This is a genomic window from Dyella sp. Tek66A03, from assembly GCF_052567735.1.
The window spans coordinates 1,059,269-1,080,589 of sequence record NZ_CP199584.1; the positions used below are offsets into that span (position 1 = coordinate 1,059,269).

At 62.2% G+C, this 21,321-nt stretch carries 17 protein-coding genes; 3 read left to right on the top strand and 14 right to left on the bottom strand.

Annotated features, from left to right (window positions below; translation table 11 throughout):
- Positions 1–31: 31 nt before the first annotated feature.
- From ACT01B_RS04655 to ACT01B_RS04680, 6 genes are all read right to left on the bottom strand, one after another.
- Entirely contained in the window at positions 32–802 is a 771-nt protein-coding gene (locus tag ACT01B_RS04655; protein ID WP_445146217.1) for a class I SAM-dependent methyltransferase, read from the bottom strand.
- On the bottom strand, positions 792–1,556 hold the full coding sequence (locus ACT01B_RS04660) for a class I SAM-dependent methyltransferase (RefSeq protein WP_445147426.1): 765 nt from the start codon (positions 1,554–1,556) through the stop codon (positions 792–794). Before ACT01B_RS04660 ends, ACT01B_RS04655 begins: the two co-directional genes overlap by 11 nt.
- A 120-nt stretch (positions 1,557–1,676) precedes the next feature.
- Positions 1,677–3,530 (bottom strand): tetratricopeptide repeat protein, encoded by a 1,854-nt coding sequence (locus ACT01B_RS04665; RefSeq protein WP_445146218.1) that lies wholly within the window; start codon positions 3,528–3,530, stop codon positions 1,677–1,679.
- A gap of 228 nt (positions 3,531–3,758) precedes the next feature.
- Positions 3,759–5,708 (bottom strand): hypothetical protein, encoded by a 1,950-nt coding sequence (locus ACT01B_RS04670; RefSeq protein ID WP_445146219.1) that lies wholly within the window; start codon positions 5,706–5,708, stop codon positions 3,759–3,761.
- 59 nt (positions 5,709–5,767) lie between these two features.
- Positions 5,768–6,199 (bottom strand): pilin, encoded by a 432-nt coding sequence (locus ACT01B_RS04675; protein WP_445146220.1) that lies wholly within the window; start codon positions 6,197–6,199, stop codon positions 5,768–5,770.
- Positions 6,200–6,335: 136 nt separating this feature from the next.
- Entirely contained in the window at positions 6,336–6,785 is a 450-nt protein-coding gene (locus ACT01B_RS04680; RefSeq protein WP_445146221.1) for a pilin, read from the bottom strand.
- Between the two features lie 602 nt (positions 6,786–7,387).
- On the opposite strand from ACT01B_RS04680, the gene ACT01B_RS04685 reads away from it, so the two are divergent.
- The gene (locus ACT01B_RS04685; protein ID WP_445146222.1) at positions 7,388–9,472 is read left to right on the top strand and encodes a dipeptidyl-peptidase 5; all 2,085 of its coding nucleotides are present in this window, start codon (positions 7,388–7,390) and stop codon (positions 9,470–9,472) included.
- Between the two features lie 67 nt (positions 9,473–9,539).
- Here ACT01B_RS04685 and corA read toward each other — a convergent pair whose 3' ends face one another.
- Complete coding sequence (gene corA / locus ACT01B_RS04690) at positions 9,540–10,568, bottom strand: magnesium/cobalt transporter CorA (RefSeq protein ID WP_445146223.1); 1,029 nt, start codon at positions 10,566–10,568, stop codon at positions 9,540–9,542.
- A gap of 113 nt (positions 10,569–10,681) precedes the next feature.
- Between corA and ACT01B_RS04695 the strand changes: the two genes are divergently transcribed.
- Complete coding sequence (locus ACT01B_RS04695; RefSeq protein ID WP_445146224.1) at positions 10,682–12,655, top strand: acyltransferase family protein; 1,974 nt, start codon at positions 10,682–10,684, stop codon at positions 12,653–12,655.
- A 14-nt stretch (positions 12,656–12,669) separates the two neighbouring features.
- Here ACT01B_RS04695 and ACT01B_RS04700 read toward each other — a convergent pair whose 3' ends face one another.
- The 6 genes from ACT01B_RS04700 to miaB all read right to left on the bottom strand — a co-directional run bounded on the left by ACT01B_RS04700 (position 12,670) and on the right by miaB (position 18,327).
- The gene (locus tag ACT01B_RS04700; protein WP_445146225.1) at positions 12,670–13,911 is read right to left on the bottom strand and encodes a lipoprotein N-acyltransferase Lnb domain-containing protein; all 1,242 of its coding nucleotides are present in this window, start codon (positions 13,909–13,911) and stop codon (positions 12,670–12,672) included.
- 35 nt (positions 13,912–13,946) lie between these two features.
- Positions 13,947–14,795, bottom strand: coding sequence for an HlyC/CorC family transporter (locus ACT01B_RS04705; protein ID WP_445146226.1), 849 nt, complete (start codon positions 14,793–14,795; stop codon positions 13,947–13,949).
- Positions 14,796–15,020: 225 nt separating this feature from the next.
- Positions 15,021–15,488 carry an rRNA maturation RNase YbeY gene (gene ybeY / locus ACT01B_RS04710; protein ID WP_445146227.1) on the bottom strand — a complete coding sequence of 156 codons (468 nt, stop codon included), beginning with the start codon at positions 15,486–15,488 and terminating at the stop codon, positions 15,021–15,023.
- Entirely contained in the window at positions 15,485–16,471 is a 987-nt protein-coding gene (locus tag ACT01B_RS04715; RefSeq protein WP_445146228.1) for a PhoH family protein, read from the bottom strand. Before ACT01B_RS04715 ends, ybeY begins: the two co-directional genes overlap by 4 nt.
- Before the next feature lie 12 nt (positions 16,472–16,483).
- Positions 16,484–16,978: a GNAT family N-acetyltransferase gene (locus tag ACT01B_RS04720; protein ID WP_445146229.1), complete on the bottom strand. Its 495-nt coding sequence runs from the start codon at positions 16,976–16,978 to the stop codon at positions 16,484–16,486.
- Positions 16,975–18,327, bottom strand: coding sequence for a tRNA (N6-isopentenyl adenosine(37)-C2)-methylthiotransferase MiaB (gene miaB, locus ACT01B_RS04725; protein ID WP_445146230.1), 1,353 nt, complete (start codon positions 18,325–18,327; stop codon positions 16,975–16,977). The genes ACT01B_RS04720 and miaB overlap by 4 nt, the downstream gene beginning before the upstream one ends.
- Positions 18,328–18,688: 361 nt before the next feature.
- Between miaB and ACT01B_RS04730 the strand changes: the two genes are divergently transcribed.
- Positions 18,689–19,807, top strand: coding sequence for a lytic transglycosylase domain-containing protein (locus tag ACT01B_RS04730; protein ID WP_445146231.1), 1,119 nt, complete (start codon positions 18,689–18,691; stop codon positions 19,805–19,807).
- Here ACT01B_RS04730 and ACT01B_RS04735 read toward each other — a convergent pair.
- Positions 19,793–20,977 carry a S1C family serine protease gene (locus tag ACT01B_RS04735; protein WP_445146232.1) on the bottom strand — a complete coding sequence of 395 codons (1,185 nt, stop codon included), beginning with the start codon at positions 20,975–20,977 and terminating at the stop codon, positions 19,793–19,795. The genes ACT01B_RS04730 and ACT01B_RS04735 overlap by 15 nt on opposite strands.
- Positions 20,978–21,321: the final 344 nt, after the last annotated feature.

A 21,321-nucleotide genomic window follows, 5' to 3' on the forward strand; every position in this document is an offset into this window, starting at 1 on the left:
GCAAGTCATCGAGTTCGCAGTAAATGGCGACTCAGGCGCGGGTTCGGCGCGGGCGAGCTGTAAGGAGGAACGTGCTGCTGCCAAGAATCTTGGCCATCGATCCACGAAATCGACGGGCTAAGCGGAGCCCGAAAATCTCATTCCCGGAATAGAACAGACCCGTCGGGCGTATCGCGTGGATTTGCCATCCTGTCTGCTCGAATCGCCGCTTCCAGGCACCGCGACTAAACAGGTAGTGCTCCGTGATCAAGTTGCCATGCTCGCCATGCCTTGGCGCAATCAACCCCAATCGCAGCAATCGAAGCAATCTCTGGTCGACCAAGGGGCGACTGATATCCGAAGCTTGCGATGAGTCTGGCGGTGAGGCTGCACGTTTGCGCGAACTCAAAACCCATTTCGCAGCATGGATAGGGTGCCCAAGCGTTGTCCAGAAGCGCCACGTTACCGAAGGAACGCAGTGCACTGCGACGCCGTCGGCCGTGAGCACTCGCGCCAGTTCCGCCTGGATGCGGTCGAAGTCCTTGACGTGTTCGAGTACGTTTGATGAATAAACCGCCTCGAAGGAGGCATCGGGAAAGGGGAGTGTCCGACCATCGTAGAGGGTGACCGGGGCGTATTGCGTGGCGCCCGCCGTCACGCCTGCGACGTCGATAGCCGTAACAGTGAATCCATGTTGGGCGAGAATGGACGCCTGCCAGCCATCGCCCGCGCCGAGTTCTAAAATCCTGCCGCCAGCGGGTAGCAGTGGTATGGCAAGTGCCAGTTCGACGCTCCGCATGGCATGTGCAAACTTACTTGCCATGTGACGTTGCGGTCTTGGTGAACACGAACTCGTTGCAACCCAAGCCTTGGGTAAGCTTTTGGCTTTGCAATTGGAACCCTTCTGCAGCCAGCTTGCTCACGACGCCTTCGGGTTGGGCAACCTCAAACGGGTAGCCGCCCAGCCAGTCCCTCCAATCGTGGAAGAGCGACATGCCGCGCCTTTGCGCATATTGGCGCGCATGGGTGCCGGGTACGTGGAGCTGGCGCAGGTCCAGCCACAGTGCGTACAGGGCAAAAAATGGGTAGAACAGTGCGCCAACCAGCCAGCGTCCTGGCGCGCTACTGCAGTAGAGGCGCTTGATCGCCCGCCAGACCCCGGAGCGCCAACCCTGATCGTTGTATAGCGCAATCAACAGGGTGCCGCCTGGAGCAACGCACTGTTGCGCAAGGTCAAGGGCCTGCCACATCGCGCCGGTGTGATGCAGTACGCCCCAGGAATAGACCAGATTGAATTTTCCGAGTGACTGCATGAATGCCACGTCAAGCACGGAGTCATGCGTCACGGTCCAGTGTTTGTCGCTGGCACCGTAGAGCCGGCGCAGTTCTTCGGTGCAAGCTACGGAGTCGGGGTCGTAATCGAACGAAACCACTTCGGCCCCAAGCTGATGCATGGCGAGACTGGACAAGCCACTGCCAGAACCGATGTCGAGTACGCGCCAATCCTGCAAATCCTCTCGGTCCAACAGATCGCAAATGGCGCGGCGCGATTGATCGACTCGATGTTCATCCAGCACGGCCAAAAAGGAGCGCCAGTTTTTTCCGAAGGCGAAGCGCATAGGTCGTGATTTGTCCTGATCGGTGTTGCAAATATCGAGACTGTTGAGATATGTGTTTTGGCTGAGCGCGCGCGAATTCTATCGCAGCCTGCCGTTTGACGCAGGCGTCGCGTGCGTGTCGATAAGCTCCTGCAGGGACTGGATGGTGGTGTCCAGGCGACCGCCGAAATTCATGGCTTGTAACTGTACTAGGGCCGTGCGTGCCTTTGCGCCATATCCAGTTGTCGCGAGCATGCGTACCAATGTGATGCGGTAGGCAGGTTCATTGGGTGCGGAGTTCACGGCACCCTCAATCATGCGAAGGCCCAGCGTGTGATTGCCAAGCACGTTCCAGGCATAGTCACTGTAGATGGCCTGCAATCTGGCGCTGGGGTTCGGATGCGAGAGCGCCGCCTCGAAGGCCTGCACCATGCGATCGGCGGGCAAAGGGCACCCGCCATCCCGGGCGCACTCTGCCAATGCAGCCAGTGAGCTTTCGTCCTGCACGCCGGATTTCCGAGCCTTGAGCTTGGCAATCATGCTATCCCACCACTGCGCCTTCAGCGGCAGCCCCATGCGCGAATTCATGAAGATCAGTGCCTGCTGGGGCAGGATCGATGATTCGGGGAGGCCTGCGGCCCTTTCCAAAGGGGCGTACGCGAGTCGGGTATAGGGCGAGGCAGGATCGTAGTGCGAATAGATGATGTAGGTGCGACCCAATTCGTACTGCGCACGAGGCGAGTCAGGCGCTCGTTCGGCAAGCTCCTGCGCAAGGCCCAACTGATCGCTCCAGGCATGGGCGCTGAGGGCGGTAAGTCCTGTCCACCACAGCATCAAGCTGGCAAGTACGGCACGGCGCAGCCATGACCATGTCGCCGAACCGCTCCCGGGCTCTGCGAGCCAAGGCACGACGGCCAACAACACGCCGAAGCTGGCGAAATAGTTACGGTGTTCGTACACCAATTCCAACTGCAGGATGGTGCCGGTCAGCAACTGGCAGCCAAGGAACAAGGCGATGCCCAGGGCCACCAACGGTTGCCGCTGGCGCAGTCGAAACATCAACACGACCAGAGTGGCCAGAACGAACAGGCTGATCAGTGTGGTCCACGGTGAAAGCAATCCGGTCGAGATGCGGAAATCATCGTGGTAGAACGACAGAGCGTGCGGTGTGGGCAGCACAGTCCAGACGAGGTAGTCACAAACGACGCGCGCCTCGCTGAGCAGTCGCTGGCCGAGCGTGAAATCACGCGTAGCCCAGTTGGCGGGATTCAGTACATGCGGAATCTGCCAGGCAAGCCCAGCGACCATTGGCATGATCAGCACGCATACGAACAAGCCGATAATGCATTTGTTCCGCGTCGCATCACTGCTGGTGTGCGCTGCGGCATGGCGCCGGAAACCGAACACGATCCATTCGATCAGGAATGCATACAGCGGCAGCATCACCGCCGTTTCCTTGGCGGGCAGGCCGATGGCAGTGGCGACTATCAGGCTTGCAGCGCAAAGCCAGAAGCCGCTCCATGCCCATTTGCCAGTGCCGGCTGTGGTGGCGTAGGCCAGCATCCGTTGCCGCCCCGCCACGTAACCGATCAATCCCGCAAGCACAAACAGGTTGGCTAGACTTTCTTCGCGCTGCACCACGTACAGCACAGCTGTGAGGTTGATCGGTAGGAGCATCCAGCCGGCGGCAGTCAATGCTGCAACCACGGAAGCAGGAGTGGTTTCAAACACGAGCCCTGTGTGATTGCCGGCAGCAGTTGAAACGTATCTTGCAGCGGCAAGTAAGCGTCGCATCAGCACGAACACCAGCACGCCGTTCAACAAGTGAATGGCGAGGTTAATCAGCTTCCAGCCGAACGGGTCCAAACCGCCAACCAGATAGTTCGCGGCGAAGCTGAGCGAAGCCAGTGGCCGCTTGAAATCGCTGGCCGGTGAGGACAGCGCGGCACGCACTAGGGCCGGTACGCTTACCTCGTGCGGCTGCACACCGGGGTTGTCCACGATGTTGGGGTAGTCGTCGAACAGCCAGTAGCCCTGGAGGCCGGGCCAATAGACCATCGTGACAATGAGCAGCGAGATGGGCAGAAACCAGCGCGCCGCGTGCGTTTTCCAGAGGGAGCTCATTTCACCTAAGTTGGTAGCTGGGGTTGCTATGGTGGCGCATGGAGCGCCACAACCGGACTACTCGGCTTTCCCGGAGGCGTCGCGCGCATTCTTGCGCATCTTGTCGATTTCGACGATGTCGGCTTCATTGATGGCGCGATCGTCCACCAACAGGCGACGCAGCAGCGGCAGGCGGCTGTAGTCGGTGCTGCGCAATACGCTGATGGCCTGGTCGTACAGGTGGGCGCTGACCAGGTATTTGGCCTCCAGCCGCGGGACGTTCGCATCCGGGTCGTTCTGGTAAGTGGCCTCGAGTTCGTGGATGGCCATGCCGAGGTTGCCCTGGCTGACCGCCCAGTGGTGTTTCTGATAGTGCAGGAAGCTGGCGGCAAAGCCATTATTGACGTATACCGGGTTGGACAGCAGTGCATCGGCGAGGCCCAGCCAGGCCTGGGACGTGAGCACAGGGCACGCCCCTTGAGTCGCGATCGTGCGCAGCGTTTCGATGTTCTCCAATCCGCCCTGGTCGAAATCTGCAGTGCGCAGCAGTGCGTCCAGCTTATCCAGATCAGCCTGCGCCAAGTCGCCTTGTGCACATTTGAGCTGGAGGCGATCTTCGGCAAGTGAGGCGTCATTCGGGCGTAGTTGGATGGTCTTGTCGAGCAGTCGCAATGCGATAGCCGGTTGACCGTGCTTGTACAACCGCTCAGCGAGATAAGTCTGCGCACGCACCGAATCCGGTTGGGAGTTGGCCCAGACCAAGGCCAGACTGTCTTCCGACGCGTATACACGAGCGCTCAACGCGGTCGTAATGCAGCAGGCCAGCAGCCAGAGGCCGAAAACCATGTACAGCATGCGTTGCCGCCGTTCTTGGGTCTGTCGTGCCAAGGCTAATGCCAAGGCCATCACGGGGCCGACCAGCGGCACGTAGTTGCGGTGCTCGAAATACAGCTCCAGCATCACCGTGGAGCTTTCCAGCAACTGGCCACCGAGGTACCAGAGCACCGCCAGCGCAAACAGCGGCCACCGGCGCAGGCCCGCCAAGGCGGCAACCAGTGCGCCGAACAGCGCCAGCAGCGCGGGCAGCGTGGTCCAAGGCGAAAACAGGCTGCGCGACACGACATAACCATCGTGATAAAGGCCGTACAGGCCGAAGCGTGGCAGGAAAATCTTGCCGAGGTAATCGAACAGAATGCGCGGCTCGGTCAACAGGCGCTGGCCTACGGTGAAATCGCGCGAGCCGGAGTGCCCCCACTCGTTGGGCAGTGTCCAGAGCAGGTAGCCGACCACGAACAGCGCGACGGGCCAGATCAACAGGCGTCGCAGCCAGGCCAGCCTGGGGTGCAAGCGCTGCACGTCCGCCCGCAACAGCGTGGTATCCAGCACCAGCGCATACACCGGCAACAGGATGCCGTTTTCCTTGCTCAGGAAAGCCAGGCACATGCACAGGCCGAGCCCCAGCACCATCCACATGCCGCGTCGCCATGCAGGCAGTTCTGTCGCCAGCAGTCCCCGCGTGTAGGCTAGTAGCCCAAGCAGCGTGAACGTTGCCATCAGCAGCGTCATGCGTTGCACCACTAGCACCACGCCCGAGAGCTGGATCGGGTTGAGTAGCCAAGCCGCGGCAGTCAGGCACGCCGCCAACCACGCACGGCCTTCCAGCGAGTCAGGCGTGATCTGGCCGGACAGCCAGTGGCGCGCGGCGCGCCGGACCAATGCGAACACCAACACCCCGTTGAGCAGGTGGATGCCCACATTGATCAGACGGAACGGAAACGGATGATCTGGCCAAGAGGCTTTCTGCAACAGAAAGCTCAGCATGGCCACCGGTCTGCCGGGGAAATTACGTGGTTGGGATAGATAGATGCCCAAGTCACGCCAGCTCGACACATGATCGATGCTGGTCAGTGCTGCAAGATTGGGAAAATCGTCGAACAGAAAAGGACCATGCATGGCTGGCCAGTACAACAAAACACAGACGGATAGCGTGATCGTCAGCCCGAGCAGGGCGTGAGTTCGGGCGGACATCGAGAATCCAAGTTGATCGAAGCGGGCGTAGCCATCAAGGCGGTGCGCCAAGCAAAAGGCTATTGGCAGGTTTTGGGAAGGTAGACGGGGTCTACATTGCTGGTGCATTGCCAGCTAACGGCGCTACCGTTTCCGCTCATGGTCAACGTGATTTGCTTACCCAGAAGTTTGGGAGCAACCGTGTTGCTTCGCATAAGGGCTGTGATCGAGCAGCCGGAACCCGCTGTGGTGATGCTGACGCTAGCCACATAATTGCCGTTGTAGCTGGTGGCTGCTGCTAAGCCATCCGCACCAAGTGTCGGGCAAACGCCAGTCTGCGTGTAATAGTTGGATACATCGGTCTTCAGGCCGTCGGTGATCGAGAAGGCTTCACTCAGTTGCGCCTTGGCGGTGGAGTTGGCATAGATCGATATCGCGATGCTGGCGAGAATGGCGATGATGGCCACCACGATCATCATTTCGATCAATGTAAAGCCGCGGGCGTGTTTCATGGCGGAACCCCCTGTGATTCCAACAGGAATAGCAACGGTTGTGCCACCCTATTGGGGTAATCATGATGTACCGCACAAAAAAAGAACCCCTCAAGTGAGGGGTTCCGTGTTTAGGCCAAAATCCAGCGCGGTGCGTTTACTGGCAGACCGTCGGCTTGTACTTGGCGGCGAGCGTTGTGTCTTGGCAGGTCCAAGAGAACGTGCCGCCATTATTCGTGCCCGTAAAGAGAACGCCGGCGGCGTTGGCGGTGAGCGGGGCGGATACCGAGCCGGCGGTGGCAATGAAATTCACGGTAATGGTGCAGGCCGGGTAGGCGCCAGCAAGAGTTGCCCCCGATACAAACTTGCCTTTGTAGCTACCTGCTGCCGAGAAGCCGATGGTGCCATTGGTCGGGCACTGGCCGGTCTGATTGGCATACTCCACGATCGGCGTCTTCAGGCCGTCGGCGATGGTTTGCGTCTCGGAGAACTGCGACTTGGTGATGTAGTTCTGGTACTGCGGGATGGCGATGGCGGCCAGGATCGCGATGATCGCAACCACGATCATCAGTTCGATCAGGGTAAAGCCCTTCTGCACGTTCTTCATGGTGGTTCCTCTGTTTTGATTAGCTAACCGGTGATGCCCCCTGAGCCCCGGTCCCGATTCCCCCTAGGCGGGAACGGTTCCCCATACAACGGTCTGGAACGACCAGGAAGCTCGCGGCATTCGCAGCACGTTATGTGCCACCCATGCCGTTGGTAGTGGCCCGCAGCCCTGCGGGTGCATGGATTGTGCATGCGGTCACGAGCAGCGGCAAGCGGATGGGCCCAAGGATTTCACCGGATTGTCGAGCGAGTCTCAGGCTGTTTTGCGATGACGCCTCTATCCGTCACAAAGTGACGTGAGACGTCACTTTGATTTGTGAGCCGCGTCGCGAAGTGTTCGAGATGGTCACTTCAAAGGCCCGGGGACCGGGCAGGGTAGGCCTATCACTACGAGCACACCAGGCTTCTAAGGGGGCAGGCACTGGCCGTCCCGAGACCATGCCAGCGAGATACAAGGTGGCAAATGGAGTCGTTTCGGCACCCTTCGGTCAGTGCGGCTATCTCGTCGTTAACAGGTGGGGCTGCTGGGGTATGGGCTCGGCTTGCACTGCGTGCCGCGGCCTCTTACCGTCAGCGCTTTCGTAGCATCCCAGGAACCCCTCGATGAAACCCTTGTTTTTTGCGCTGGCGCTTGCACTGGCCGGTACTTCCGCCGTCGCAGCCGAGGTCGAGAGCCACGGCCCGCACCCGTTCAATATCCGAGATCTGGTGATGATGGATCGCGTCAGCGATCCGCAGCTGTCGCCGGATGGCCGCTATGCGCTCTACACCGTGCGCGCCACCGATTATGCGGCGAACAAGGGCGTCACCTCGATCTACCTGCTTGATCTCGAAAAGAATGACGCGCCGGTCAAGCTCGTCGATAAGGCATCCACGCCGCGTTGGGCGCCGGACGGCAGCGCGTTCTATTACGTGGCACCGAAGGATGGCGTGGCGCAGCTGTGGCGTCACCCCTTGGGCAAGGCCACTGATACGCAGGCCGTGCAGGTCACCCATACGCCGATCGACGTGGACGGCTACAAGCTGTCGCCGGACGGCAAGCAGGCCCTGCTCACGCTCGGTGTGTTTACCGGCTGTGCCGACCTGGCCTGCACCAAGGAGCGTCTGGATGGTCGTGCCGCTGACAAGGCGTCGGGCACGGTCTACGACAAGCTGTTTGTGCGCCACTGGGATACCTGGGCGGACGGTCGTCGCGCACAGCTGTTCATCACCGACCTGGACAGAGCCAATGCGCAGCCGGTGCTGCTGACCCGTGGCATTGACGGCGATGTGCCAAGCAAGCCGTTCGGTGACGATGGCGAGTTCAGCTTCTCGCCGGATGGCAAGACGGTGTACTTCGACGCGCGCATCGCTGGCAAGTCCGAGCCGTGGTCGACCAACTTCGATGTCTACAGTGTGCCGGCCGATGGCTCGGCTGCGCCGCGCAATCTCACCGCCGCCAACCAGGCTTGGGATGCTGCGCCCGTGGCTTCACCCGATGGCAAGACGCTGTACTACCTGGCGATGAAGACCCCAGTGTCGGAATCGGACCGCTTCGGCATCATGGCGCTCGATCTGGCCACCGGCCAGAGGCGCGAACTGGCGCCGAACTGGGATCGTTCAGCCGGCGGCTTGCAGGTTTCCAGCGACGGCAAGACGCTTTACACCACGGCCGACCATAACGGCCAGCATCCGCTGTTCGCCGTTGACGTCGCTACCGGCAAGGTCAGCACGGTGGTCACCGATGGTGACGTGGGTGGCTATTCGCTGGGCAAGTCGCGTCTGTTGATTCAGCGCGATGACCTCAAACGTTCAGCCGACCTCTACGTGGCCGACCTGCAGGGCAAGGGCCTCAAGCAGGTGACGCACTGCAACGCCAAACGCCTGAAAGATGCACAGATGGGCGAGCCGGAGTTCTTCACCTTCAAGGGTTGGAACAACGAGACGGTGCAGGGCTACGTGGTGAAGCCGGCGGGCTACAAGCCGGGCAAGAAGTACCCGGTGGCCTTCATCATCCATGGTGGTCCGCAGGGCGCCATGAGCAACGGCTGGAGTTATCGCTGGAATCCGCAGACCTATGCGGGCCAGGGCTTTGCCGTGGTCACCATCAACTTCCATGGTTCCACCGGTTACGGCAAGGCCTTTACCGATTCCATCTCGGGTGATTGGGGCGGCAAGCCGCTGGAGGATCTGAAGGCTGGCTGGAAGGCCGCACTGGCCAAGTACAGCTTCCTCGATGGCGACCGCGCCTGTGCACTCGGCGCCAGCTACGGCGGCTACATGATTTACTGGATGGCCGGCGTATGGAACGAGCCGTGGAAGTGCATGGTGGATCACGATGGTGTGTTCGACGCACGCGCCATGTACTACGACACCGAAGAGCTGTGGTTCGAAGAGCGCGAGAACGGCGGCACCCAGTTCGAGCACCCGGAGAACTACGAGAAGTTCAATCCGGTCAACCACGTCAAGGACTGGCGCGTGCCGATGCTGGTAGTCCATTCCGCCAAGGACTTCCGCATTCCCGATACGCAGGGCCTGGGCGCATTCACGGCTCTGCAGCGCCGCGGCATTCCCAGCCAGCTGCTGCACTTCCCGGACGAAAACCATTGGGTGCTCAAGCCGCAGAACAGCGTGCAGTGGCATGAGACGGTCAATGCATGGTTGAAGCAGTGGACCTCTCCTGATTCGGAAAAACAGACCGCGAAGTAAGCGGATAAAAAAGGCGGCCTGCGGGCCGCCTTTTTTTGCGCTGGCTGTTCGTCCTATCGCAAACTGCTCAGAGCCACTTGGCCCGCTTCAGAAACACATAGATGCTGCCGACCAGGGTCCCGACTACCGCAATAATGATGGGATAAGCCCAGGGTTTGTTGAGTTCCGGCATGTGCGCGAAGTTCATGCCGTACCAGCTCGTAATCAACGTGGGGGCGGCGAGCATGGCCGCGTAGCCAGCGAGTCGCTTCATCACTTCGTTCTGTCCAAACGTCACCAGCGAGAGGTTGACGTTGATGGCGGCGGCGAGCATCTCGCGCATGGCGCTGATGGATTCGTTGACGCGGAATACGTGGTCGTAGACGTCGCGGAAGTACGCGCGCAATTCATCCGGAATCAGTTGCGGATGCAGGCGTACCAGCTGGCTGATGATGTCCTGCATAGGGGCCACGGCTAGCCGCAACGTCATCAGGTCGCGCTGCATGTCATAAAGACGCTTGACCGTACTGCGCTTGAAGGTATCGGCGAAGATGTCCTGTTCCAGCTCCTGCAATTCCTCGCGAAAGTCGCGCACGATCGGCAGCAGGTTGTCGACGATGAAGTCGAGTACGCCATATAGGCCATAGCTGGGGCCGAGTGCAAGTAGCTCCGGCGAGTGCTCGCAGTTACGGCGTGCTGGGGCATAGGAAAGCGAAGCGCCGTGGCGTACGGTGACCAGGTAGCGCGCGCCGAGGAAGACATGTGTCTCGCCAAAGGCAAGGTGGCCGCTTACCAACTGGGCAGTCTGGACCACGACAAAGAGCGAATCGCCATAGGCCTCGATCTTGGTGCGCTGGTGCGCGTGCTGGGCGTCTTCGATCGCCAGGTCGTGCAGATCGAACTCTTCCTGCAATTTGTCGAGCAGGATTTCATCAGGTTCGTGCAGGCCGACCCATACAAAGGTATCGGGTTCCTTCAGTATTTCGCTGATGTCGTCCAGGCTGATGTTGCCGATGCGCTGCCCATCAAAGCGATAGGCAACGCAATTGACAACCATGGGGCCAGAAGGGGCGGGGGATGCCGCGGAAACGGTATGTGGGGCGGTCATGGTGCTCATGATGGCTATGACGGACGTCTGGGCGCAATTGAAATGTGCGGACGGGTCTTTGGCGAAACTCGTCGCTGTGTCGGTACTATTGGGTCCTGAACGGGGCAGGGGATGACGTTTTCATGAAGTCGGACGACTATCGGCTGGGTTATCGTGGCGATATAGAAGGCCTGCGGGCGGTCGCGGTATTGCTTGTCATAGCGGCGCATGCGGGTGTCCCATGGCTCTCCGGGGGGTTTGTCGGGGTGGACGTGTTCTTCGTCCTATCGGGCTTCCTGATCACGGGCCTGCTGTTGCGTGAATTGACGGACACTGCTCGGATCGATTTTGCGGGCTTCTATCTTCGACGTCTTCGGCGCCTTATGCCGGCGTTGATCGTGATGATCGTGTTCGCATCGCTCGGCGCGGCGCTCTTTTTGGGACCGGACGAGCAGTTGCCACAAGCCAATACGGCAACCCTGGCTGCCCTTTGGCTGAGCAACGTGTCTTTCGCGCTGACGCAAACGGATTACTTTGCGCCGAGTGCGGAGAACAACCTCTTTCTGCACACGTGGTCGCTGGGCGTGGAAGAGCAGTTCTATCTGATATGGCCCGCGTTGCTTCTGTGGTCGCTGAGCCGAGGGCGTCGTGAGCTACCCATGGCACGGCTCAAGGGCATCATGCTGGGGATTTTTGCGCTCAGCCTGGGCGCGTGCATTCTCGTGACGCCGCGCTATCCGCAGTTCGCCTTCTACATGATGCCCGTGCGTGCCTGGGAGTTCGCAGTTGGGGCGTTGATCTGGCTTTACTTTGGAAGAGGACGTGCCGGCGAGGTGGCCACCGGTGAGGCCGCCGGTTCAAATGCTGCGCACTGGCTTGGCTGGATCGGTTTGGCGATGATCATCGGTGCGGCCGTGGGTTATGGCACCCAGATGTCTTATCCGGGGTGGCACGCTGTGCTTCCGGTATGCGGGGCAGCGGCCGTCATTGCAGCGGGATGGACCGACAGCATGCACGGCGTGTCGCGCGTGCTCTCGTTACGGTGGCTGCAGGCCATCGGGCGCGTTTCCTATTCATGGTATTTGTGGCATTGGCCGGTTCTAGTTCTCGGCTATGCCATGACTTGGAGTCACGATCCGTGGATCCGTGCCGCTGAAGTGCTGGTGTCGCTTGGGCTTGCGGTGGCCTCTTACCGATTCATCGAATCGCCTGTTCGCCATCAGCGTTTCTGGCTCTCGAATCAGCGTGTTGCCATATTCGGCGCGCTTGGTATCACCGTGACGGTTTGTTTGCTGTCCATGCACTGGTTCAGTGTGGCGGCGGAGCACAGCGCGAATCCCGTTATGCAGCGCTACAGCCGTGCGCGTTTCGATGCGCCCTCTATTTATGGGCAGGGTTGCGACGATTGGTACTACAGCGACCGGGTGCTCTTGTGCGGTTATGGTCCCAGCGATGCTGCGCACACACTTGTGCTGATGGGTGACAGTATTGCCGGGCAGTGGTTTCCCGCATTTTCGCAAGTGGCGGCGAGGCCGGGTTGGCGGTTGATCGTGCTGACCAAGTCCTCCTGCCCGATGGTCGATGAGCCTTATTTTTACGCACGTATCGGCCGCGAATACAGCGAGTGCGAAAGGTGGCGGCACCGCGCGGTCGAGCAGGTGGCATCGATGCACCCCGATATCGTTGTGCTCAGCATGGGTCTCGGTGGAACCCAATCGTTCTCTCAAGTGCAGTGGATCGAGGGCACGGCCCGCACTCTGGGTGCGTTGGGTGGCCAGGTGGGAAAGATCTATTTCTTGCGCACCACGCCGCACCTCGATTTCGATGGCCCAAGTTGCCTTGCCTCGCATTCCGGTCGACCGAAATGGCTGGGCGCTGCACAGGGTTGCGAAACGCTGGTCAATGATGCACGCGAGCGGCAGGTCTATCAGTGGTTGCAGCAGGCCGCCGCACGTTTCCCCAATGTGCAGACCATCGACATGAATGACGTGGTTTGTCCGGGGCAGCATTGCCGCGCCGAGCAAAATGGGCAGGTCCTCTTTCGCGACAGTCAACACTTGACCGCCAGCTTTGCGGCCTCGCTGGGGCCAGCGATGTCCGCACGGCTCGGGCTTTAGTGTGCTGCCCGAGTTCAGGGCGCGGAAGGGGGTGACCGGTGCTGCCCGCGGGTGATCCACGCCACCCCAAGCCAGGCCGGCAGCGCGAACAGGAGCCACGGCTGATTCTGTTGCACGATGCCGGGCAGCAGATGCAGGAGGATGGCGGCGAGTACGGCCAGCAGTTGCAACACGATCAGGGCGTCGGCGAATCGAGAGGCTCGCGCGCCACGACGTGAGCGCCACACGGCGCGCAGCAGCAGGAAGGCCAGCGGATTGAACAGCAACAGATTGGCATTGGCCCACGCTGATTGATGCGCGGTCAGTGTCCACAGTATCAACAACACGGTGCCGACGATGCCGGCCAGCACCAGGTAGAGTGAGCCGAGCAGGGCGTAGACGGTCGGAGCGAAGCGGCGGGCCAACACAAGCAATGCGGCGAAGATCAGTCCGGCAAACGCCAGCGGCAGGCGGAGGTCTGGTGCGCTATCCGGTGGCGGCACGAGTCGGTTTGGCGAAAGCACCTGTTCGTCGATGACCAGGGGACGCATGCCGCCCTGGCCGTCCGACACCTTCACGTCGCGCAGGCTGGTCTGCAGCTCCATCGGCAGGAAGCTCTCCTGCCAGGCACTGAGCGGTTGATCCGCGTAGGGACCCAGACCCAGGTCGAGGATCAGCATCAGCCACGCCTGCTGGCTCATCAGTCGTGCCGTTTGCTGGCGAAACGTCATGCTGCCGGCACGCGCCTTGAGTTGTTCTCTCAGTGCGCCACCCAGGGCCTTGTCCAGGGCGTCGCGCACGCGGGTGGCGCAGTTGTCGGCGTAGTAGTCGTAGCGGTAGCGCACGTTCTCCGGGCGTAGATTCCACAGCAGGAAGTCGCGCAAATCCGCCGCCTGCGCGGGCGTGAACGCGAGTTTCTGGCGCGTTACCGAGCGGCCCACGTCGACGTAGTAGTGCTGGTCGACATCGGAAGGTGCGGCGTCCATCAGATAGTTCATGCGACCGCGCGCGAAGTTGAGCAGGAAGCCCCTCTCGTCGAAGTCGAACACGCCATAGTTGAAGCTGATGGCTTCGCCGCTGACGCTGTCGCGCAGTTCGATCGCGTCGTGGCCGAAGCGCTCCCAGTACGTTTCGCCCGGACCGTAGGTGATCAGCGATACTTCGAGGCTGCTGCCCGGTGCATCGGCGACACCCGCCCAGGCATGGGACGGCCAGCCCAATAGGCAGCACAGCAGTAACGCGATGCCGGCCGCGAATCGATGCAGTGCTTGAGGCATGGCTGACGCCGGCATCCTGGCCCATGAACGCACGCTCACGCCTCCGGGCGCCGGACAACGCGGAACGCTTGCACTCGTCGGTCGTCTGCTTCGGTGACGTGGAAAAGATAGTCGCCGATGGCGATCTCCTCGCCGACCTCAGGCAGATGGCCGAACTCGGAGGTACACATGCCGCCGACGGTATCGAATTCCTCGTCGGAGAACTGGGCGCCGGTCTCTTCGTTGAAATCGGCGATGGGCGTCAGCGCGCTCACGATCCAGCCACCGCCGGACTGCTCGTGCATGAGCGTGGGTTCTTCCTCGTCGTCATGCTCATCGTCGATCTCGCCGACGATCTGTTCGAGCACGTCCTCGATGGTGATGAGTCCGGCAACGCCGCCGTACTCGTCCACCACCAGGGCCATGTGGTTGCGCGTATGGCGAAACTCCGCCAGCAACACATTCAGGCGCATGGATTCGGGAATCAGCACGGCCGGGCGCAGGACACTGCCGAAGTCGAAATGGTCGCCGTTGCCGACGAACTTCAACAAGTCCTTGGCGAGCAGGATGCCAAGGATGTCGTCCTTGTCTTCGCCGTGCACGGGGAAGCGGGAGTGGCCGGATTCCACGACGGTGTCGAGGATCTCGCGCAACGGCGCCTCGGCCGAAAGCATCACGATCTGGGTGCGCGGGACCATCGCATCGTCCACGCTCAGCTCGGTGACCTTGATGGCACCCTCGACCATGGTCAAGGTGTCGTTGGACATCAGGCCGTTGGCCTGGGCGGCGCGCAGCTCCTCGATGAGCTCCTTGCGGTTGCGTGGTTCGCCGGAAAACATGTGGCCCAGTCGATCCCACCACTTGCGGTGAGCCGGGCCGCTGGTACTGCCAGGGTCCTCGTTCATTACTCTTGCGGATGCAGCCCAATGCTGGGCGGAAGCATCAGTCTAGCGGAAAATTCGTGACGATTCAGAGTGTAAGGATTTTCCCCCTCTCCCCGTTTGGCGAGAGGGTAGGGTGAGGGACGGACTTGCGACTGGGCAGGTTCGAGGCGGGCTTCGTTGAAGCATTCCCGCGAGCACCCGCCCCTCACCTCGGTCCTCTCCCCGGAGGGGAGAGGAAGCAAAGCTTCAGGCTTCGTAGGGGTCGGCGATGCCCAGGCCGGCAAGGATGCGCGTCTCCAGCGCTTCCATCGCCTCGGCCTCGGCGTCCTGGATATGGTCGTAGCCCAGCAGGTGCAGCACGCCGTGGATCGTCATGTGGGCCCAGTGGTCGCGGGCGGCCTTGCCCTGTTCGGTGGCCTCGCGGGCGACCACGGGGGCGCAGATGGCCAGGTCGCCGATCAGCGGCAGGGTGACGCCAGGTGGCAGTTCGACGGGGAAGGACAGCACGTTGGTGGCGTAATCCTTGCCCCGATACTCGCGATTGAGCATGCGGCCTTCGTCGGTGTCGACGATGCGAATGGACAGTTCAGTGGCCTTGCGGCGCTTGGCGCCGCGAAGCGCGGCTTCCACCCAGCGGCGAAAGCTGGCCGCTGCGGGTATGCCAAGGCGCGGCGCGGCATAGCCGACAGAAAGCGTCAGCGTGGGGCCGCTCATTTGGATTGATCCTCGGACGCCTGCTCGAACGCTTCATAAGCGCGCACGATCTTCGCCACCAGGGGGTGGCGCACCACGTCGCGTGAGGTAAAGAACGTGAAGCTGATGCCTTCCACGCCGCGCAACACTTCGATGGCGTGGCGCAGGCCGGAGCGCACGTGGCGGGGCAGGTCGATCTGGCTGACGTCGCCGGTGATCACCGCGACGGAGCCAAAGCCGATGCGCGTGAGGAACATCTTCATCTGCTCGACCGTGGTGTTCTGGGCTTCGTCGAGGATGACGTAGGAGTCATTCAGTGTGCGGCCGCGCATATAGGCAAGCGGCGCGATCTCGATCACGTTGCGTTCGATCAGCTTGGCCACCTTTTCGAAGCCGAGCATCTCGTAGAGCGCGTCGTACAGCGGGCGCAAGTACGGGTCGACCTTCTGGCTGAGATCGCCTGGGAGGAAGCCCAGCTTCTCACCGGCTTCCACCGCCGGGCGCACCAGCAACAGGCGCTGCACGCGATTGGCTTCCAGCGCCTCGACCGCGCTGGCCACCGCAAGATAGGTCTTGCCGGTACCGGCCGGGCCGACGCCAAAGCTGATGTCGTGGGTGGTGATGGCGTGCAGGTAGCGCGCCTGGTTCGGGCCGCGTCCCTTGATGACGCCGCGCTTCACTTTGATGTTCACTTCCTGCGCGCCGTCGGCCGCATCGTCGTTCATCGCGTCGATGCCGGACTCGGCCAGATGCAGGTTGACCTTGGCGCCGTTGAGCGACTCCCGTTCGGTAGCGCGGTAGAGCGCGCGCATCACTTTCTCGGTGGCGCGCGCTACATCGTTCTCGCCGATCACCTGGAACAGGTTGCCGCGATGGTCGATCTCCACGCCCAGGCGCAGTTCGATCTGGCGCAGGTGCTCGTCGAACGGGCCACAGAGATTGGCGAGCCTGGCGTTGTCTTCCGGCTCGAGGGAGAAATCGCGTTGATTGAGGCCGTTGGTCATAAGTAGTGTGCGTTACAGGTGTCGATGCATCACGTAGACGTCGGTCGGGCCATGCGCCAGATGGCGAAAAGCGCCCGGCACCTGTCCGACGATGCGGAAGCCGTGGCGCTGCCATAGGCGCACCGCGGCGGTGTTGGTGGAGACCACAAAGTTGAACTGCATGGCGGTGAAGCCGGCGTCGCGGGCCTGTGCCATCGAATGTTCGCACATGGCCGAGGCAACCCCCTGGCCGCGTGCGGCGGGCGACACCATGTAGCCTGCGTTGGCGACATGATCGCCCAGGCCAGGCTGGTTCGGCTTGAGCATGTAGCAGCCGAGCACCAGGCGGCCGCGCTCGGCGACAAAGCACTGGCTGGGTGGCGTGGTCCACCAATCGCGCGCCTGTTCGAAGGTCAGGTCCGGCGGATAGCTGTAGGTATCGCCTGCCGCCACGACGCTGCGGAATAGTGGCCACACCAGCGCGAATTCGTCTGCGCCGATTTCGCGAACCGAGAGCGGCGCCGTCACGATGCCAGGGCGATGGCGTCGTCCGCGAGTTCCACGCGGCCGCGCAGGGAGTTGCTCATGGCTTCGGTAATCACCACGTCGACGAACTGGCCGATCATGCGTGCGCTGCCGGCGAAATTCACATAGCGCATATTCTCGGTGCGACCGCTCAATTCGTTGGGGTCCCTGCGGCTCGGTTTCTCCACCAGCACGCGCTGCACGGTACCGACCATCGCCTCGTTGATCTTGCGGGCGTTCTGGTTGAGCGTGGCCTGCAGGCGCGCGAGGCGCGCGTGCTTCACGTCCGCCGGCGTGTCGTCCGCGAGGTTGGCGGCGGGCGTGCCCGGGCGCGAGGAGAAGATAAACGAGAAGCTTTGGTCGAAGCCGATGTCGTCGATCAGCTTCATGGTCTTTTCGAAGTCGTCGTCCGTTTCGCCGGGGAAGCCGACGATGAAGTCGGAAGAGACGCAGATATCCGGGCGCACCGCACGCAGCTTGCGGATCTTCTGCTTGAACTCCAGCGCCGTATAGCCACGCTTCATCGCAGTGAGGATGCGGTCGGAACCCGCCTGCACCGGCAGATGCAGGTAGTTCGCCAGCTGCGGCACATTGGCATAGGCCTCGATCAGCGAGTCGGAGAACTCCAGCGGATGCGAGGTGGTGAAGCGGATGCGGCCGATGCCTTCGATCTGCGCGATGGCGTGGATCAGCACCGCGAGATCGGCGATGCCGCCGTCGTGGGTAGGGCCACGATACGCGTTGACGTTCTGGCCCAGCAGGTTCACTTCGCGCACGCCCTGTGCGGCCAGCTGCGCCACTTCGACGATCACGTCGTCGAACGGGCGGCTGATCTCTTCGCCGCGGGTATAGGGCACCACGCAATAAGAGCAGTACTTGGAGCAGCCTTCCATGATGGAAACGAAGGCCGTCGGGCCGTCGGCGCGGGGCTCGGGCAGGCGGTCGAACTTCTCGATCTCGGGGAAGCTGATGTCCACCTGCGGCTTGCCGCTGGCGCGCTGTGCCTCGATCAGCTCGGGCAGGCGGTGCAGGGTCTGCGGACCGAAGACCAGGTCGACATACGGCGCGCGCTTGATGATGTCCTGGCCTTCCTGCGACGCCACGCAGCCGCCCACGCCGATCAATACGGGTTTGCCGCCTTGCTTGTATTCCTTCCAGCGGCCCAGCTGGCTGAACACCTTTTCCTGCGCCTTCTCGCGGATCGAGCAGGTATTGATCAGGATCACATCCGCCTCGGACTCGTCCTGGGTCAATTCCAGGCCATGCGAGGCCTTGAGCACGTCGGCCATCTTGGCCGAGTCGTACTCGTTCATCTGGCAGCCGTGGGTTTTGATGAAAAGCTTGCCGGTCATGGGCGTCATTACTAGGGGTCGCGGGAAAGGCCGCCGAACCGCGTAGTTTACGCGCCCGGGCGGATGCCCGCCAGCCGAACGGGCGAGCCGGATCAAGCACTTGCGCGCCCGATGAGAGAGTCCGGCATGGGGCCGGGCCCACGAGTTTGTCTTGCCGCACGAATTGGCCGCGTCGTGCTTGGCGCGGGGCATGCGTGGAGGCACACTGCTGGCCAGGCCTGTCGCCGGCTGGATGGGCGCACAGGGTCACGGAAGGGGGATGCATGTTGGTGTTTGGCTGGGTAACCGCGGTAGCCCATGTGGCGAGCTGCGAGCGCGGGTCGGCTCCGGGCGGAGCGACGCGCTGCCTGTCGGGCAGCGCGTGACGAGGCGCTTTGCCCAGCCGAGCGGTCGAGCCGCCCTGGGATGGGTCGTCGCGGGCTGCCTGCTGTTCGCCGGTGCGCTCGGATTCGCCTCGCGCGCCCATGCAGGCGCGCTCTACCGCTGTACGGGCGCCTCGGGCGAGGTGGTCTTCAGCAGCGGTACGGCGGGTTATCACGATTGCAGTCGCATTGGCGGTGCACCCGATCCGGTCCGCCGCAAAACGCCAGCCAAGACGCCGCCCTCATTGAACGATGTGCAAGGCACGGTCGACACCAGTGCGCGCGTGGTCGCGGAAGGTGCCACCGCGAAGTCCGTCCTGGCATCGCTGGCCAGCGTTGAGGGCTCGGTCGAAACCACGGCCCACCTGTCGCTCGCCCCGCGTCAGGTCCCCGGGCCGGCGGGCAAGCCGGGCCAATGGAGTTACGCCGACGCCAGTCCGGCTAGCAGCGGGTCGGTGGCCGCCACGCCGGTGGCCGACGTTTCCGCGTCGGGTGACCGGGTGCTGCGTGGTGCGGTCTATCGCGTGGTTCGCCGCGATGGCAGCGTGGAGTACACCAATCTGCGCCCCGCCGGGCAGCAGGACCACGCGGTCACCATGTTGTTCAGCTATATCGCCACCTGCGTGGCCTGCAACCTGCATTCAAATATCCGCTGGGATGCGGTGGCGCTCAACCTCACCGCGTATGCCGATGTGATCCAGCTGGCGAGCCAGGAGTCCGGCGTGGATGAGGCCTTCCTGCGCGCCATCATCCATGCCGAAAGCGCGTTCAATCCGCGGGCGATGTCGCTCAAGGGTGCCCAGGGCCTGATGCAGCTGATGCCCGGCACGGCCCTCGACATGGGCGTGCGCGATGCCTTCGACACCGCGCAGAACATCCGTGGTGGCGCGCGCTACCTGGGCTTGCTGTTGCGCACGTTCAGCGGCAACGAGCGGCTGGCGGCAGCGGCCTACAATGCCGGCCCCGCGGCCGTGCAACGCTACAAGGGCGTGCCGCCGTATGCCGAAACGCAGGTTTATGTAGACCGTGTCGGCACCTTGCGCAAACGCTACGGTGTGGCCATCCGGCCGTCGGGGGGACGTACGCCGGTCGTCGCCGGCATGTCAGCCATCCAGTGAAGCGGTGGGCGTCAGCGGAGGTCGCTGCGCCAGGATCACTTCCACATGGAAGGGTGAGCCGTTGCGCAGACCCGATACCTCGATCTTGCTGCCGGGCTTGAGTGCCGCCTCGTGCCGACGCAGGTCGGCCGGATCAGCGATATCGTCCGAGCCGATGCGCAGCAGGATGTCGTGGGGCTGGATGCCGGCCTGGGCGGCAGGGCCACCTGGATAGACGTCGGTGACCTGGGCGCCGCGTGCGGCAGCGGGAAGTCCGCTGTCGGCGGCGATCGGAACAAACGTGTAGTCAGCTCCCATCCATCCGCGCACCACATGGCCCGAGTCGATGATCTGGTCGAGCACCTTCTTGGCGTTGTTGACGGGAATGGCGAAGCCGATGCCCTCGGCATTGGCAGCCTTGCCGATCAATAAGGTGTTGATGCCAACCAGTTCGCCTTCGGAGTTGACCAGGGCGCCGCCGGAATTGCCCAAGTTAATGGCGGCGTCGGTCTGGATGAAGTCCTCGGGACTGGCGCTGCTCAATTGGCGACCGATGGCGCTGACGATGCCCATGGTCACGGTCTGGTTGAGGCCCAGGGGGTTGCCGATGGCCAGCACCACGTCGCCGGTGCGCACGGGTTGGCGGTCGGCGATATGGATGACCGGCAGGTTGCTGGCATCGATCTTCAGCACGGCGAGGTCGGTCTCCACATCGGCACCGACGACCTTGGCCTTGGCGACGCGGCCGTCGTAAAGCAGCACCTGGATGTCGTCGGCGTTGGCGATCACATGATTATTGGTGAGTACGTAGCCCTGGCTGCTGACGATCACGCCCGAGCCCAGGCTCTGCTCGCGCCGCTTGTAGGCGGGGCCCGCCGGGCGGCCACCGAAGAGACGTTGCAGCACCGGATCGGTATACATCTGCACGGCCTGCTCGGTGACCATCTTGTTCGCATAGATGTTCACTACGGAAGGCGCTGCGCGCTTGACAGCGTCGGCATAGGACGCCGGGCCGGCGACTCGCTCGCTCGACGTGGCGGTGGACGTCTCGACGTCGGCCCCACGCAATCCGAATCGTGTGCGTAGGTGATGGCCGACACCGGGCCATATCAAACTGATCACGAACGCAGCCGCTAGCCCGATCACGACGAAGCGGGCGATGAAGGCAAGCGTGCCTGCGGCATGTTTCATGTCGTTATGCGTTTCGTGGCAAGGCGTTAGGATGGAGGGCTGGTGAATGCGGCAGACCCGGCGGTTTTATTGTACGAGTCAGGCCCTGACGCTACACTAACGCGTTTTTTGTGGGAGCCGGATTCTGCTGGCACTTGCGAAGCGGGTCGTCCCGGAAACAGGGGGGACGCAGGGTGACCGAAAGCGAAGGCCGTGTGCGTACCGCTGCACTGACCCTCGCCAACACCATGCGTGCCTGCCTTCTGGGCAGGGGGTTCTCAGCATGCGATGCTTGCTGCGGGACAGGATGACTCGCTTGGCAAGTACCTGTGGAACTCCAGTTCCGCGTCTCAATGGCATGTAAG